General features: G+C 62.5%; 8 protein-coding genes. 5 read left to right on the forward strand and 3 right to left on the reverse strand.

The window, feature by feature from the left end:
* The first annotated feature begins 25 nt into the window (after window positions 1-25).
* Both LOY70_RS12870 and LOY70_RS12875 read left to right on the forward strand, forming a co-directional pair.
* On the forward strand, window positions 26-1,078 hold the full coding sequence (locus LOY70_RS12870) for a WD40/YVTN/BNR-like repeat-containing protein (protein WP_265037205.1): 1,053 nt from the start codon (window positions 26-28) through the stop codon (window positions 1,076-1,078).
* 43 nt (window positions 1,079-1,121) lie between these two features.
* Window positions 1,122-3,497 (forward strand): efflux RND transporter permease subunit, encoded by a 2,376-nt coding sequence (locus LOY70_RS12875; RefSeq protein WP_025213294.1) that lies wholly within the window; start codon window positions 1,122-1,124, stop codon window positions 3,495-3,497.
* Between the two features lie 227 nt (window positions 3,498-3,724).
* Here LOY70_RS12875 and LOY70_RS12880 read toward each other — a convergent pair whose 3' ends face one another.
* From LOY70_RS12880 to LOY70_RS12890, 3 genes are all read right to left on the reverse strand, one after another.
* Entirely contained in the window at window positions 3,725-8,437 is a 4,713-nt protein-coding gene (locus LOY70_RS12880) for a dermonecrotic toxin domain-containing protein (protein ID WP_265037208.1), read from the reverse strand.
* Between the two features lie 133 nt (window positions 8,438-8,570).
* Window positions 8,571-9,290 (reverse strand): FadR/GntR family transcriptional regulator, encoded by a 720-nt coding sequence (locus LOY70_RS12885; protein WP_025213296.1) that lies wholly within the window; start codon window positions 9,288-9,290, stop codon window positions 8,571-8,573.
* 223 nt (window positions 9,291-9,513) lie between these two features.
* A complete protein-coding gene (locus tag LOY70_RS12890) occupies window positions 9,514-11,250 on the reverse strand; it encodes an IlvD/Edd family dehydratase (protein ID WP_072404531.1) in 1,737 nt (578 codons plus the stop codon).
* A 193-nt stretch (window positions 11,251-11,443) separates the two neighbouring features.
* Here LOY70_RS12890 and LOY70_RS12895 point away from each other — a divergent pair, with 193 nt between their 5' ends.
* The 3 genes from LOY70_RS12895 (at window position 11,444) to LOY70_RS12905 (ending at window position 15,551) form a co-directional block, all read left to right on the forward strand.
* Window positions 11,444-12,766, forward strand: a complete 1,323-nt coding sequence (locus LOY70_RS12895; RefSeq protein ID WP_265037211.1) for an MFS transporter — start codon at window positions 11,444-11,446, stop codon at window positions 12,764-12,766.
* 198 nt (window positions 12,767-12,964) lie between these two features.
* A complete protein-coding gene (araD1, locus tag LOY70_RS12900; RefSeq protein WP_265037213.1) occupies window positions 12,965-13,957 on the forward strand; it encodes an AraD1 family protein in 993 nt (330 codons plus the stop codon).
* 13 nt (window positions 13,958-13,970) lie between these two features.
* Window positions 13,971-15,551 (forward strand): aldehyde dehydrogenase (NADP(+)), encoded by a 1,581-nt coding sequence (locus LOY70_RS12905; protein ID WP_265037215.1) that lies wholly within the window; start codon window positions 13,971-13,973, stop codon window positions 15,549-15,551.
* Window positions 15,552-15,594 lie beyond the last annotated feature (43 nt).

Below are 15,594 nucleotides of genomic sequence, written 5' to 3' on the forward strand. Positions count from 1 at the left end.
AACAATAATAATGGGGGAAAGGTCTATGAATGAGCCTGTCATGGCTGTGGGTCGCTGCCGCCCGCCAATGCTGCGCAAAGTCGCGTTGCTGGCTACGGTGCTCTCGCTGCTGGGCTCTGCCGTGTTGTCGGCACCGGTGATGGCTGTTGCGGCGTCGACGTCCGACGTCATTTACTCCGTCGAATCGGCCAAGGCCAGCAAAACCCTGATGCTCGATGTGGTCCATGCCGGCCAGCGCCTGGTGGCGGTCGGTGATCGTGGGCACATTGTCTATTCCGACGACCAGGGCAGCTCCTGGGCCCAGGCCAAGGTGCCGAGCCGCCAACTGCTCACCGCGGTCTTTTTCGTCGACGACAAACACGGCTGGGCCGTGGGGCACGATGCGCAGATCCTCGCCAGCGACGACGGTGGCAGCACCTGGACCAAGCAATACGAAGACCTCACCCGTGAAGCGCCGCTGCTGGACGTCTGGTTCAAGGATGCCAGCAACGGTTTTGCCGTGGGCGCCTACGGTGCGCTGTTGGCAACCACCGACGCCGGCAAGCACTGGGAAGACGCCAGCGACCGCCTCGACAACGAAGACCAGTTTCACCTCAACGCGATCACCGCCGTGAAAGACGCCGGGCTGTTCATCGTTGGCGAGGCCGGCAGCATGTTCCGCTCCAGCGACGACGGCCAGACCTGGGAAAAGCTTGAAGGCCCGTACGAGGGTTCGCTGTTCGGGGTCATCGGCACGGCCCAGCCTTCGACGCTGCTGGCCTACGGCTTGCGCGGCAACCTCTATCGCTCCACCGACTTCGGCGATACCTGGGAACAGGTCGAGCTCAAGGCAGCCCGAGGTGCCCTGGAATTCGGCCTGTCGGGGGCCACGTTGTTGCCGGACGGTTCCATCGTGATCGTCGGCAACGGCGGCAGCGTGGTGCGCAGTACTGACGACGGCGTGACCTTCAGTGTGTTCAACCGTCCGGATCGGATTTCCGTGGCGGCCGTCACGACTGCGGGCAACGGCAACCTGATCCTGGCGGGACAAGGGGGCGTGCGCGCCACCACGTCCACCGGCGCCGAACTGAGCAAATGAGTCAGGCCTATAAGACGGGCATAAAAACAAGAAGGCGGACCCCATGAGCAGTCATCACCAAGACAAGGCGACGTTCCTCGAGCGCCTGATTTTCAACAACCGCCCGGCAGTGATCGTCATTTGCCTGCTGGTCAGCGTTTTCCTGTTCTGGCAGGCCACGCTGATCCGGCCGTCCACCAGTTTCGAAAAAATGATCCCCCTCGAGCACCCCTTCATTCAGAAGATGCTCGAACACCGCAATGACCTGGCGAACCTGGGCAACACGGTGCGGATTTCCGTGGAGGCCACCAACGGCGATATTTTCTCCAAGGAGTACATGGAGACCCTGCGCCAGATCCACGACGAAGTCTTCTACATCTCCGGCGTCGACCGTTCCGGGCTCAAGTCGCTGTGGAGCCCGAGCGTGCGTTGGACCGAAGTGACGGAGGAGGGCTTCGCCGGCGGCGAGGTGATCCCCCAGAGCTACAACGGCTCGGCCGACAGCCTCGACCTGCTGCGTAACAACGTGCTCAAGTCCGGTCAGGTCGGGCGTTTGGTGGCGAACGATTTCAAGTCGAGCATCGTCGACATCCCGCTGTTGGAGTCCTACCCGGATCCCCAGGACCAGGGCAAATTGCTCGCCCTGGACTACCAGAAGTTCTCCCACGAGCTTGAAGACAAGATCCGCAACAAATTCGAAGCCCAGAACCCCAACGTGCAGATCCACATCGTCGGCTTCGCCAAGAAAGTCGGCGACCTGATCGATGGCCTGGTCATGGTGGTGCTGTTCTTCGGCGTAGCCTTCGTCATCACGCTGATCCTGCTGTACTGGTTCACGAACTGCATGCGCAGCACCGTAGCGGTGTTGACCACCACCCTGGTGGCAGTGGTCTGGCAACTGGGGCTGATGCATGCGGCCGGTTTCGGCCTCGATCCGTACTCGATGCTGGTGCCGTTCCTGATCTTCGCCATCGGCATCTCCCATGGCGTACAGAAAATCAACGGTATCGCCTTGCAGTCCAGCGAGGCGGACAACGCCCTGACGGCGGCGCGGCGCACCTTCCGGCAGTTGTTCCTGCCGGGCATGATCGCGATCCTGGCGGACGCCGTCGGCTTCATCACCTTGCTGATCATCGACATCGGCGTGATCCGCGAACTGGCCATCGGCGCCTCCATCGGCGTGGCGGTGATCGTGTTCACCAACCTGATCCTGCTGCCGGTGGCGATCTCCTACGCCGGCATCAGCAAGCGTGCGGTCGAGCGCAGTAAAAAAGATGCGACCCGCGAACACCCGTTCTGGCGCCTGCTGTCGAACTTCGCCAGCGCCAAGGTCGCGCCGGTGTCCATTGCCCTGGCGGTGATCGCTTTTGGCGGTGGCCTCTGGTACAGCCAGAACCTGAAGATCGGCGATTTGGACCAGGGGGCGCCGGAACTGCGTCCGGACTCACGCTACAACCAGGATAACAACTTCATCATCAGCAACTATTCCACCAGCTCTGATGTGCTGGTGGTGATGGTCAAGACCAAGACCGAAGGCTGCTCGCGCTACGAGGCCATGGCGCCTATCGACGAACTGATGTGGAAGATGCAGAACACCGAGGGCGTGCAATCGGCGATTTCCCTGGTGACCGTGTCCAAGCAGATGATCAAGGGCATGAACGAGGGCAACCTGAAATGGGAAACCCTGTCGCGCAACCCTGACGTGCTGAACAATTCCATTGCCCGGGCCGATGGCCTGTACAACAACAGTTGTTCCCTGGCGCCGGTGCTGGTGTTCCTCAACGACCACAAGGCCGAGACCCTGGACCGTGCGGTGAAGGCGGTGCAGGACTTTGCCAAGGAAAACAACCGCGATGGCCTGGAATTCATCCTCGCCGCCGGGAACGCCGGCATCGAGGCGGCCACCAACGAAGTGATCAAGGAATCGGAACTGACCATCCTGATCCTGGTGTACATCTGCGTGGCGACCATGTGCATGATCACCTTCCGTTCCTGGGCGGCGACGCTGTGCATCGTGCTGCCGCTGGTGCTCACCTCCGTGCTGGGCAACGCCCTGATGGCGTTCATGGGCATCGGCGTGAAGGTCGCGACATTGCCGGTAGTGGCGCTGGGCGTCGGGATTGGCGTGGACTACGGCATCTACATCTACAGCCGCCTGGAAAGCTTCCTGAGGGCCGGATTGCCGTTGCAAGAGGCGTACTACCAAACGCTGAAATCCACCGGCAAGGCCGTGCTGTTCACCGGCCTGTGCCTGGCCATCGGTGTCTGCACCTGGATCTTCTCGGCCATCAAGTTCCAGGCGGACATGGGGTTAATGCTGACGTTCATGCTGCTGTGGAACATGTTCGGCGCGCTGTGGCTGCTGCCGGCGCTGGCACGCTTCCTGATCAAGCCTGAGAAACTGGCGGGGCAGAAGGGCAATTCGTTGTTTGCGCACTGACCGCTGGCTGAATGGCAGTTCAAGTCACTTTTATCAAGCACGAACCTGTGGTGAGGGGATTTATCCCCGTTGGGCTGCGAAGCAGCCCTCAAACAGGCACCTCGGTACAACCGGCTGATCGCACCCAGCCTTTTTGGGGCTGCTGCGCAGCCCAGCGGGGATAAATCCCCTCGCCACAATGAGTTACCGCCGTCTTAAGTGACCAGCCTCTTGCTCTTTCACGGTGATCAAGGCGCCAACGGCAAGAACTTGCTTTGGGCCAACGGCCTGCCGATCTGTCCTCGATGCACATTCACCACCGCGTAAGGGCTTTTCGCCTTGGCCAGCATTGAATGGTAATGCTCCTTGCGCTGTTCCTTGGTTTTCAAATGCGCGACGCTAAAGTCAGCTTTTGGCGTGTCCGCCGCTTCGTAATGAAAGTGCGCATACCAGAGGGGCCAACCGTCCCGGTCATTGATGGCGTACTCCTGGAGAAAATCCTTGCGCTCGCCTTTCAAGGCTTTGCGTTCGCCGAGCATCGCGACTTGCACCAGGTTTTTCTCGAACAGGTAGCGAAGGTTGCTGTCGGTGGGAGGCAGTTTCAGGCTCAATTCGGTGCGCAGCTCGCTGCCCCGGGTGGTCAGGCGCGAAACGGCGTCTGACAGTTGCCCGCTCAGTGTCTGATCGGCTGCGGTGCGCGGGTTTTTCGAGGCGGTGAAGGTTCTTTCGAGTTCTTCGGACAGCTTGCGGTAGCGACTCGCCTCATTGCTCAGGATTTCTTCGATTTCCTGAGGGAAGCGGCACTGGGTTTTATAGCGCTCGGCGTTCGCCAGACTGTTGTCCAGTTGCCCGAGCAGCTTTCGTGCATCGGCCTTGATCGCTTTGACCGAGCGTGTGCGGGGTGCCGGGGCCGGGCGTTGGACTTCGACGATGTCCCAGACGTCGTCGTGTTGTGAGTAGGTGGCGAGCAACCTGTCGTCGACTTCAGAGCGCAGCTCGACGACCTCGATCGGCAGCGACGTGCCGGCCGGCTTCAAGTCACCGATCAACACGCCGCTCTTGCGCGTCTTGATCACCTTTTTCTGCGGGCGTCCGGCAGCTGTCCTGCTGCGTTTCGGCGGGCGTTTGCGCGGCTGCGGCTCGGGTTTGATCTCGGCGGCCAGCTTCGTGGACGACTCTTCATAAAGACCCTCGACCAGCCTGAACAGCCTGCCGAAATAGGACGTGTCCATGTCAGCGGCATTGAGGGCTTTCATGCCCTGCATGGCATCGAGTGCCGCGCCATAGTGTTCGACCAGGCTTTCCAGGACCTCGATCTGTTCCGATGGGGTCAGCTCGTAGGTGCTCAGGTCGGACTGGGAGCGCGCCTGTTCCATCAACAGCTTGGTGACGCTATGCAGGTTCTCGGGAAGATTGGAATCGGGATCCTTGAATATCAGTGCCGCCAACGTAGGCAGTTGCAGGGCCTTGGTGGCCAAGGCCGTTCGTTCACCCAATGGACGGTCCCGGGTCAGGCGTTCGAACACTTGCGCGCCGGCGGCATCCAGGTTCAACAGCGCTTCCAGGTAGCGATCCCTGAGTTCCAGCCAATAGATCGAGCGATCGTTGATGTCACTCAAGGCGTCAAGGTAGTTGAAATAGTCGAGAACGTTGCCAGCGACATTCGCTTGCAGGGTCGAATAATCTTGCGTGAATTGGCCATAGGCGGCATCCAGCGCCGTCAGGTCGAACTCGTTGATCAGGAAGCCCTTGCGGGCGTTGTTGACCACGTTCTCCATCAAGGCGCGAATGATGCCGGGGGGTAATTGCATATCGTGGCTGGCATATTCGGTGACGTTGTCCAGCAGCTTCAGATAGGTGTCAGTCTGCTCCTCAAGGAGCTTGTAGAACCGCGCCCGCTTGTCCGCGCGTTGCGCCTCGGTAAAGTTGCCTGCCTGGGTCCTGGTCATGACTTCCTGGGCGGTGTCGAGGGCGCGTTGCCGATTGACCTCGTCCTTGTAGTAACTCTTCAGCAGCTCGCTCAGTTCGGCCGCGCGTTGGGTCTTGATGTCCCGCAGTTTGGCCAGGCGCTTGGGCGGCATGCCCCCACGCAGGCGCAGACGCAGGTCGATGGACCAGTTGCCGCGGGCATCCGGTTGCAACACGGGACCGTTCTGGGCCGGATCCCGCGGGGCGAGGGGGTTGACGATGATCGCGCTGCCGTCCGATTCCGGGGTCACCTGATACATTTTTCCATCCACCAGGGCGTGCCAGGTGTTCCGGATAACGTACAGGCCTGTGTAGGGGCCATATTTTGTCGGCTCGGGCATGGACGCCGGCCTGCTTACCTGGAAGCGCTGCAGGCGAGCGAGTTGCTCCGGTGTCAGTCGGCGGCGGGCGCTGGCGAAGCTGAGGTCCAGGTTCCTGCTGGTGCTCTCCAAACGTGCGCCTGGCAAGGCCACGGGCCCCTCATGAATGCTCGGTGGCGGGGGGGCGGGCCACTGCTCTGGGATGATGCGCGGCGCGGGAGGGCGCATCGCCTGTTCCTTGAGCGTTTCGGGCAAGGGGGCATGAGGTGGCGCACTGATGGAGGGGAATTGAAGCAGCAGCATGCCGAGGTTGAGCAGCAGATCGACGGCGGCGAGTTCTCGCGTCACCGCGTCTTGGCTGCTCAGCGATGGAATGTCCTGACTGGCGCTGGCCATCAGGTTCCATAGCCAGGCCGTGGCCATGGCCGGGCCACGCAGCAGGGGCAACAGCAGCGTGTTGAACAGCAGGCTGCCGCCATGAAGCAGAACGGCCCAACGGCTTTCGCTGTTGGAAACCGAATCGCGGTCGGCCTGGGTGACCAGGGCCCGCGCGTTGCTGCCGTAGAGGTACTGCATCAGCTCGCCGTTGCGCAGGAACTGCCGCAGCTCGTCGTTGACGCTGTCGATCGCCAGGGTTGCCGGGGCGGGTTTCTCGGGCAGGCTGAACTCATCGCCTTGGTAGAAGCGCACGATGTGGGGCTCCTGGAAGCCGCCATTGGCATAGATCGGGCGGGCGGCGTCGGACATCCAGGCCAGGACACTCTGCTGCAGGTCTCCGGGGACGACGATGGCTTGCAGCAAGGCTTGGCGCGTCGGGTACTGCTGCAGCGAAGGTGTATAGAGCGGGCGATACAGCACATGCGGGCCAGTCGCGACATCCTCCGGCTCGATGATGAACATGTTCGTCACGGTATCGGGGTGGGCTTCGGGCTTGCGCAGGAACGCCAGGTGGCGAATGACGACGGGGCGGCCTGCAACCCGCTGCGCATCGGTGTCGGGCTTGAGGAGGGCTTCGATCAGGGCCAGGCCTTGGCGGGTCATGCCGTTTTCCTGGTTGAGCACCTGCTTGAGGGCGTCCAGCGGCAACTGGGCGGGCATCTCTTCGGCAAACATGCGCTGGCGCTCCTGGGTTCGAGGCCCACCGTCCAGCAGGTTTTGTTGCAGGTAGCGTGGGTAGGTCGTGCCGATATCCACCTGTTCGATCAAGCCGCCCTTGCGGGTGATGAAGTCCGCCGTCAGCCACACCGGTAGCGCCAGGCCCCGGCGATGACTGAGCACCGGATCCACGCCAGGTCGGGCGACGAGGTTGTTGATCGCCAGTTCGGTCAGGCTCATCGTTCTTTTTTCGACGATGCCGATGGTTCCGGGATAGCCCGCCGCCGCGCTGAAGGTCAGCTCCACATCGTCGGGCTGGTATTGGTTGGCTTGCGCCTTCGCCGGACTGCTGTCGTTGACTTGTCCCATGCACTTGAGCAAGGCGTCGGCGGCAAAGGCCTTGATGTCCTGGATATCGCTGAGAAAGGTGCGTCCCTGGTTGCGTTTCTTGGCGCTGGCCAAGGCGAGGCTGTATTGCTGGATTTTCGTCCTGTCGAGGACCGACGCCTGCTTCAACCAGTCGGGGATCAGGGGCGCGATCCGCGCCGACGTCACCGGCATCGGGCGCGGGGCGTCGAGCAGATAGCGGCCAGGGTCGCTCAACTCGTTATAGAGCGCCTTGAGGTCGGGCAGGCCAATGCGCGAGGGCAACTGCACAGCCTGCAGGTCGGCCAGTTGCTGCTCCAGGATCAGGGCCGCCTGGGTCTCGAAGGCATTGCCACTGATCTCGTTACGCTGGCAGGTGACGCTGTCGACGACGTACTGGCTGGCGATCAGCGTGCCCCAGTGCTGAGTGAACGCTTCCAGGGAGTCAAAGACCTGGACCGCACCGGCAGGGCTGCAAAGCAGCAAGAGCGTTGCGTTGGCCTTGCACTGGACCAACAGGATGTCGCTGCTGGTCAATACGCTGCTGGAGCCGTCCCGAGTGAGTCGAGTCTCCAGGCTGTAGGCATAGACGGACGATTGGCCGTGGCGCCGAAAGCGTTGTTCCCGATCGGGCCATTGGACAATCTGGCCCAGGGCTTCCCGGGCCTGTCCAGTGAGGTCCTGTTGTTGCAGGCTGCGGATCTGCGCGAGGTTGCGCAGTACATCGCTGAGCCACTGCCAACGGCTGGTGCCGTCCTGCCTGTCGTCCTGCGCAGCGGTGTCGATGTTGGCGTTCCAATAGCGGGTCAGTGCGTCCTCCAGCCCGATCGGTACGGTCCAGGGCAGTTCGAGCAGCAACTTCTGGATGACCTTCATCTCCAGTTTTCCGTCATCTGGCGCAAGAAGTCGCGGTGGTGAGTCGGACAGGAAACTGCGACGCCCGTTGCGATCCTTGAATTCAACGGGGGTGCCAAGCGCCAAGTAGTCGAGGACGCGAGGCATGAAGGGTTCAAGCAGGTAGCCGCGAGAGGCCGTGTCGGGCGTTGCCAGCCGGGTCTTGGAAAGATCGAAGGCCAGCGTGGGGTATTTTTCCTGGATGGCTTGCTTGAGCATGCGTTGTGCGAACTGCTCGAAGGTCGGGCGACTGGCAAATTGCAGGCTGACGCTCTGTGCCAATGCAGAAAAGCTGTCAGTCGGAGAGGGCGAGGTCATGAGAAATCCTTTTCATGGGGTCGTTGGAAATGACGCCGGAAAAGTATCGATCTCTGGGCTTGTGCGGGCGGTACATAGATACCGCCACGGCGGCTGGAGTGCGTGCCAGGCCACGGATGGGCCAGGCCAGCTATCAGGAAGGATCGGCGCCCAACACCACGTTCAGCGCACTGCGGGCATCGTCCAGTTGCACCAGGGTGGCATGGCGTGCACCGAGGGCGTCGCGGTTCTCGATGGCGGTGAGGATCGCCTTGTGCCGTGGCATCGCCAGTTCATGTAGGTTGGGCCGCTGGTTGGAATGCTTGAGCGCTTCGGCGATGGCGACCGACAACATGTTGCACAGGTTGGCGAGCAGGTCGTTATGGGTGGCGTCGGCGATGCGGCTGTGGAAGTCCAGGTCCGGTTGCAGCACGGCTTCGGGGGTCGGTGCCGCTTCCATGCGCTGGTAGGCTTCGCGGATGGCGGCGATGTCGGCCTCGTCGGCGAACTGGGCGGCGAGGGCCGCGGCGGCTGGCTCGATGATGCTGCGTACGCTGGTCAGCAGGTTGAAGAATTCATTCTGCGGGCTGCTCTGCATCAGCCAATGCAGGACATCCGGGTCGAGCATGTGCCATTCCCGCCGAGGCTTGACCACCGTGCCCACCCGCGGGCGCGAATACACCAGGCCCTTGGCGACCAGCACGCGGGTGGCCTCGCGCAACACCGGGCGGCTGACGGCGTATTCCTCGCACAACAAGGCTTCGGCGGGCAGTTTATCGTCCGGCTTGAAACGCCCGGAAACGATCTGCATGCCCAATTCCTGGACGATGCGCGCGTGCATGCTCTTGCGGTCGGAGGGTTTACGGTAATCCATGGGGAGCGGCGCGATCCTGTGCGAGGGGGTGCCGCGCATGATAGCAGGCGCGGCGATGGCGGGTCGCTAGTGCGAGCACGGTCTGGAGCTCAGAGAAGATCCAAATGTGGGAGCGGGCTTGCTCGCGAATGCGGTTGAACATTCAACATTTGGGTTGACTGTCACACCGCATTCGCGAGCAAGCCCGCTCCCACAGGACCTTCTGTTGAGCATGAATCAAGTGTCAGTGGGAGTGGCGTGGCACCTCGGCGCCGCGGCAGCCCACCAGGAAGTCGAAGTCACAGCCTTGGTCGGCCTGCAGCACATGGTCGATGTACAGCTGGCGGTAGCCGCCCACCAGCAGTTGCTGCGGAGGAACGATGTCGGCCAGGCGGGCGGCGAGTTCGGCGTCCGGGATGTCCAGGTGCAGGCGACCGCTGGCGCAATCGAGCTCGATCCAGTCACCTTCCTTCACCGCGGCCAGAGGCCCGCCGGCTGCGGCTTCCGGTGCCACGTGCAAGACCACGGTGCCGTAGGCGGTGCCGCTCATGCGCGCATCGGAAATCCGCACCATGTCGGTCACGCCCTGGGCCAGCAGCTTGGCCGGCAAGCCCATGTTGCCGACTTCGGCCATGCCCGGATAACCCTTGGGCCCGCAGTTCTTCATCACCAGGATCGAGCTGGCGTCCACATCCAGTTCCGGATCGTTGATCCGGGCCTTGTACTCGTCGAAGTTCTCGAACACCACGGCGCGACCGCGATGCTGCATCAGCTCGGCGGTGGCGGCGGACGGCTTGAGCACCGCTCCCAATGGCGCCAGGTTGCCGCGCAGCACGCAGATGCCGCCGTCGGCGCGGATCGGGTTGTCCAGGGTACGGATGACTTCATCCTGGCCGTAGATCGGTGCGTCCTTGGTGTTCTCGCCGATGCTCTTGCCATTGACGGTCAGGGCATTCGGGTTAGGGATCAGATTGGCTTCGCCAAGACGCCGCAGTACCGCTGGCAGGCCGCCGGCATAGTAGAACTCTTCCATCAGGAAGCGTCCGGACGGTTGCAGGTCGACGATGGTCGGCATGCCGCGACCGATGCGGGTCCAGTCGTCCAGGTCCAGTTGCACGCCGATGCGTCCGGCGATGGCCTTGAGGTGGATCACCGCGTTGGTGGAACCGCCGATGGCCGCGTTGACCCGGATGGCGTTTTCGAAGGCTTCCTTGGTCAGGATCTTCGACAGCTTGAGGTCTTCACGGACCATTTCCACGGCGCGCATGCCGGACATATGGGCCAGCACATAGCGGCGCGCATCCACCGCCGGAATGGCCGCGTTGTGTGGCAGCGACGTGCCGAGGGCTTCGGCCATGCAGGCCATGGTCGAGGCGGTGCCCATGGTGTTGCAGGTGCCGGCCGAACGGGACATGCCACCCTCGGCCGCGAGGAAATCGTCAATGGTGATGGTGCCGGCCTTGACCTGCTCGCTCAATTGCCAGACCACGGTGCCCGAACCGATGTCCTGGCCTTTGTGCTTGCCGTTGAGCATCGGCCCGCCGGTGACGACGATGGCCGGCACGTCGCAACTGGCGGCGCCCATCAGCAGGGCGGGGGTGGTCTTGTCACAACCGGTGAGCAGCACTACGCCGTCAATCGGGTTGCCGCGAATCGCTTCCTCCACGTCCATGCTCGCCAGGTTGCGGGTCAGCATGGCGGTAGGGCGCAGGTTCGACTCGCCGTTGGAGAACACCGGGAATTCCACCGGGAAGCCCCCGGCCTCGATCACACCGCGCTTGACGTGCTCGGCGATCTGGCGGAAATGCGCGTTGCACGGCGTCAGCTCCGACCAGGTGTTGCAGATGCCGATGATCGGCTTGCCGTGGAACTGATGGTCGGCGATGCCCTGATTTTTCATCCAGCTGCGGTACATGAAGCCGTTTTTGTCGGCGGTGCCAAACCATTGGGCCGAGCGCAGGGAGGGTTTCTTATCAGACATGATCGATTCTCTTATTGTATGACTATATTGTTCTAGCGTGAGCGTAACATAAGCGCAATTTACGCGGTTTGGAAGTGTTGTTGGGTAAATAGTATTACTATATAGTCCGATTCAACGGAGGGATTGTCCTGGCGGTCATTCGCGAGAGAAATCCCCCGAGGTTCCATAACAACAACAATCGGAGACCGGTCCCATGAGCCAGGAATTGCGGCTTATTCGTCGCATCACGCTGAAACTGATTCCCTTCCTGATCCTGCTATACCTGATCGCCTACGTGGACCGCTCTGCCGTGGGCTTTGCCAAGCTGCACATGGGCGCCGACCTCGGCATCGGCGACGCCGCCTACGGCCTGGGGGCAGGGCTGTTTTTCATTGGTTACTTCCTGCTGGAGATCCCCAGCAACCTGATGCTGGAACGCTACGGTGCCCGGCGCTGGTTCGCCCGGATCATGATCACCTGGGGCGCCATTACCATTGGCATGGCGTTCGTGCAGGGGCCTCATAGCTTCTATGTGATGCGCTTTTTGCTCGGCGCGGCCGAAGCCGGGTTCTTCCCGGGTGTGCTGTACTACATCACCCAGTGGTTCCCGGTGCGCCATCGCGGCAAGATCCTGGGCCTGTTCATTCTGTCCCAACCTATTGCAATGATGATCACCGGCCCCGTGTCCGGCGGCTTGCTGGGCATGGACGGCATCCTGGGCCTGCACGGCTGGCAGTGGTTGTTCATCGTCATCGGCCTGCCGGCGGTGCTGTTGACCTGGCCGGTGCTGCGTTACCTGCCCGATGGCCCGCAACAGGTCAAGTGGATGGACCAGGCCGAGAAGGATTGGCTGGCCGGTGAGCTGAAAAAAGATTTGCAGGAATACGGCCAGACCCGCCACGGCAACCCGCTGCACGCCCTGAAGGACAAGCGGGTCCTGTTGCTGGCGCTGTTCTACCTGCCGGTGACCCTGAGCATCTACGGCCTGGGCCTGTGGCTGCCGACGCTGATCAAGCAGTTCGGTGGCAGCGACCTGGTGACCGGTTTCGTGTCATCGGTGCCGTACATCTTTGGCATCATCGGCTTGCTGATCATTCCCCGCAGCTCCGACCGCTTGAATGATCGCTACGGTCATCTGGCCGTGCTCTATGTATTGGGCGCCATTGGCCTATTCCTCAGCGCCTGGCTGTCGGTGCCGGTGCTGCAACTGGCGGCGCTGTGCCTGGTGGCGTTCGCGCTGTTTTCCTGCACCGCGGTGTTCTGGACCTTGCCGGGGCGTTTCTTTGCCGGCGCCAGTGCGGCGGCGGGTATTGCGCTGATCAACTCGGTGGGCAACCTGGGTGGCTACATCGGGCCGTTCGTGATCGGTGCGCTGAAGGAGTACACCGGTAACCTGGCTTCGGGGCTGTATTTCCTGTCCTGCGTGATGCTGTTCGGCCTGGTGTTGACCGGGGTGGTGTATCGGTTGCTGGAGCGCAAGCATGTGCTGCCGGCGGATCAGTTCGCGGCCAGTGCCCGGGGGGCGACGCGTACCTGAGGTCACTGTGGGAGCGAGCTTTTGTGGCGAGGGGATTTATCCCCGCTGGGCTGCGCAGCAGCCCTAAAGTAGCGAACTCAATCTTCCTGGCACACCGAGTTGCTGTTTGGGGGCTGCTTCGCAGCCCAGCGGGGATAAATCCCCTCGCCACAAAAGCCTGCTACGCCTATTCAAGTTTTGCTTACAAGGAGAAAAGATATGCGTTTAGTTCAGTTCGAATTGCCTAATGGCGAACGCCGCGTCGGTGTGGTCGACGGCGAGCAGGTGCGGGAAGTGCAGGGCGCCGCTAGCGTGCGCGACCTGGCGCTGGCGGCCATCGAGGCGGGCGTGAAGCTGGAGCAGCAGGTCAACAGCCTGGGCCTGGGCGCCGGCCATGACTACGCCCGGTTGCTCGCTGAGCTGCGCATCCTGCCTCCGCTGGATCACCCGGATCCGGCGCACCTGCTGGTCAGCGGCACCGGCCTGACCCACCTGGGCAGCGCCTCGGCCCGGGACAAGATGCACCAGCAGGCTGGCGACGAAAGCGCCATGACCGACACCATGCGCATTTTCAAATGGGGCGTGGAGGGCGGTAAACCCCAGGCCGGACAGGCTGGCGTGCAACCGGAATGGTTCTACAAGGGGGACGGCAGCATTGTGGTCCGTCCGGGCCATCCGTTCCCGCTGCCACCTTTTGCCGAAGACGCCGGTGAAGAGCCGGAAATCAGCGGCCTGTATGTCATCGGCCACGACGGCAAGCCCTATCGCCTGGGCTTCGCGGTGGGCAACGAGTTCTCCGACCACGTCATGGAGCGCAAGAATTACCTGTACCTGGCCCACTCGAAATTGCGCAGCTGCAGTTTTGGTCCGGAACTTCGCGTCGGTGAACTGCCTCAACATCTTTCCGGAACCAGTCGTATCCTGCGCAATGGCGAAGTGCTGTGGCAGAACGAATTCCTCAGCGGCGAGGCGAACATGTGCCACAGCCTCGAAAACCTGGAGTTCCATCACTTCAAGTACAGTCAGTTCCTGCGCCCGGGGGACGTGCACGTTCATTTCTTCGGCACCGCGACCCTGTCGTTCGCCGACGGTATCCGCACCCAGCCGGGGGATGTGTTCGAAATCAGCCAGGCTGAATTCGGCGCGCCGCTGGTCAATGGCATTGCCCCGGTAGACGCGGTGTTCAACCCGGGTACTATCGGCACACTTTAAAAGGAGACTTGCGATGAACCAGATCCTTGGTCACAACTACATCGGCGGGGCGCGCAGCGCGGCCGGCCAGACCCGCCTGCAAAGCGTCGACGCCAGCACCGGCGAGGCCTTGCCCCATGATTTCATCCAGGCCACGGCCGAAGAAGTCGATGCTGCCGCCAAGGCCGCGGCTGCGGCTTATCCGGCCTACCGGAGCCTGAGCGCGGTGCGCCGGGCCGAGTTCCTCGAAGCCATTGCCGATGAACTGGACGCCTTGGGCGATGAGTTCGTGGCCGTGGTCTGCCGTGAAACCGCGTTGCCGGCGGCACGGATCCAGGGCGAGCGCGGTCGCACCAGCGGCCAGATGCGCCTGTTCGCCAAGGTGCTGCGTCGTGGCGATTTCTACGGTGCGCGTATCGACCGCGCCTTGCCGGAACGCACGCCGTTGCCACGTCCGGACCTGCGTCAGTACCGCATCGGCCTGGGGCTGGTGGCGGTGTTCGGCGCCAGTAACTTTCCCCTGGCGTTTTCCACGGCCGGTGGTGACACCGCGTCGGCCCTGGCCGCCGGTTGCCCGGTAGTGTTCAAGGCCCACAGCGGTCACATGGCGACCGCCGAGCACGTGGCCGATGCGATCATCCGCGCGGCGGAAAAAACCGCGATGCCGGCCGGTGTGTTCAACATGATCTACGGCGGTGGTGTCGGCGAGTGGCTGGTCAAGCACCCGGCGATCCAGGCCGTGGGCTTCACCGGTTCCCTCAGGGGCGGGCGTGCCCTGTGCGACATGGCCGCCGCACGGCCGCAACCGATCCCGGTGTTTGCCGAGATGTCGAGCATCAACCCGGTAATCGTGTTGCCGCAAGCGCTGGAGGCCCGCGCCGAGAGCATTGCGCGTGACTTGACCGCCTCGGTGGTGCAAGGCTGCGGTCAGTTCTGCACCAATCCTGGCCTGGTGATCGGCATCCGTTCGCCGCAGTTCACCGCGTTCACCCAGCAAGTGGCCGCGCTGATCGGCGACCAGGCGCCCCAGACCATGCTCAACGCCGGCACGCTGCAAAGCTACGGCAAGGGCCTGCAGAAGCTGCTGGCTCACCCAGGCATCGAGCACTTGGCCGGGCGCGAGCAGCAGGGCAACCAGGCCCAGCCGCAGCTGTTCAAGGCCGATGCCAGCCTGTTGATCAACGGTGACGAGGCGTTGCAGGAAGAAGTGTTCGGCCCGACCACGGTGTTTGTCGAAGTGGCGGACCAGGCGCAGCTCAGCGCTGCGCTGAACGGCCTGCACGGTCAACTGACCGCGACGATGATTGGCGAGCCGGCGGATTTCGAACGGTTCAGCGAATTGACGCCGCTGCTGGAGCAGAAGGTCGGCCGCATCCTGCTCAACGGTTATCCGACCGGTGTCGAGGTATGTGATTCGATGGTCCACGGCGGGCCTTACCCGGCGACATCCGATGCCCGGGGGACCTCGGTGGGGACCCTGGCGATCGATCGTTTCCTGCGCCCGGTGTGCTTCCAGAACTATCCCGACAGCCTGCTGCCGGAGCCGCTGAAAAACGCCAACCCGCTGGGCATCCTGCGTTTGGTGGATGGCGTGCCGGGGCGCGAGGCGCTCTGAGGATCGCGGTGGGGCAGTTGCATTGAGGGTTGATGGACTGCCG

This window comes from Pseudomonas sp. B21-054, assembly GCF_026016345.1.
Classification (GTDB): Bacteria; Pseudomonadota; Gammaproteobacteria; order Pseudomonadales; family Pseudomonadaceae; genus Aquipseudomonas.

Coding starts and splice junctions, on each gene's coding strand:
- LOY70_RS12895 (WP_265037211.1), top strand. CDS start 11,444: ATGAGCCAGGAATTGCGGCTTATTCGTCGCATCACGCTGAAACTGATT.
- LOY70_RS12875 (WP_025213294.1), top strand. CDS start 1,122: ATGAGCAGTCATCACCAAGACAAGGCGACGTTCCTCGAGCGCCTGATT.
- araD1 (WP_265037213.1), top strand. CDS start 12,965: ATGCGTTTAGTTCAGTTCGAATTGCCTAATGGCGAACGCCGCGTCGGT.
- LOY70_RS12890 (WP_072404531.1), bottom strand. CDS start 11,250: ATGTCTGATAAGAAACCCTCCCTGCGCTCGGCCCAATGGTTTGGCACC.
- LOY70_RS12870 (WP_265037205.1), top strand. CDS start 26: ATGAATGAGCCTGTCATGGCTGTGGGTCGCTGCCGCCCGCCAATGCTG.
- LOY70_RS12885 (WP_025213296.1), bottom strand. CDS start 9,290: ATGGATTACCGTAAACCCTCCGACCGCAAGAGCATGCACGCGCGCATC.
- LOY70_RS12905 (WP_265037215.1), top strand. CDS start 13,971: ATGAACCAGATCCTTGGTCACAACTACATCGGCGGGGCGCGCAGCGCG.
- LOY70_RS12880 (WP_265037208.1), bottom strand. CDS start 8,437: ATGACCTCGCCCTCTCCGACTGACAGCTTTTCTGCATTGGCACAGAGC.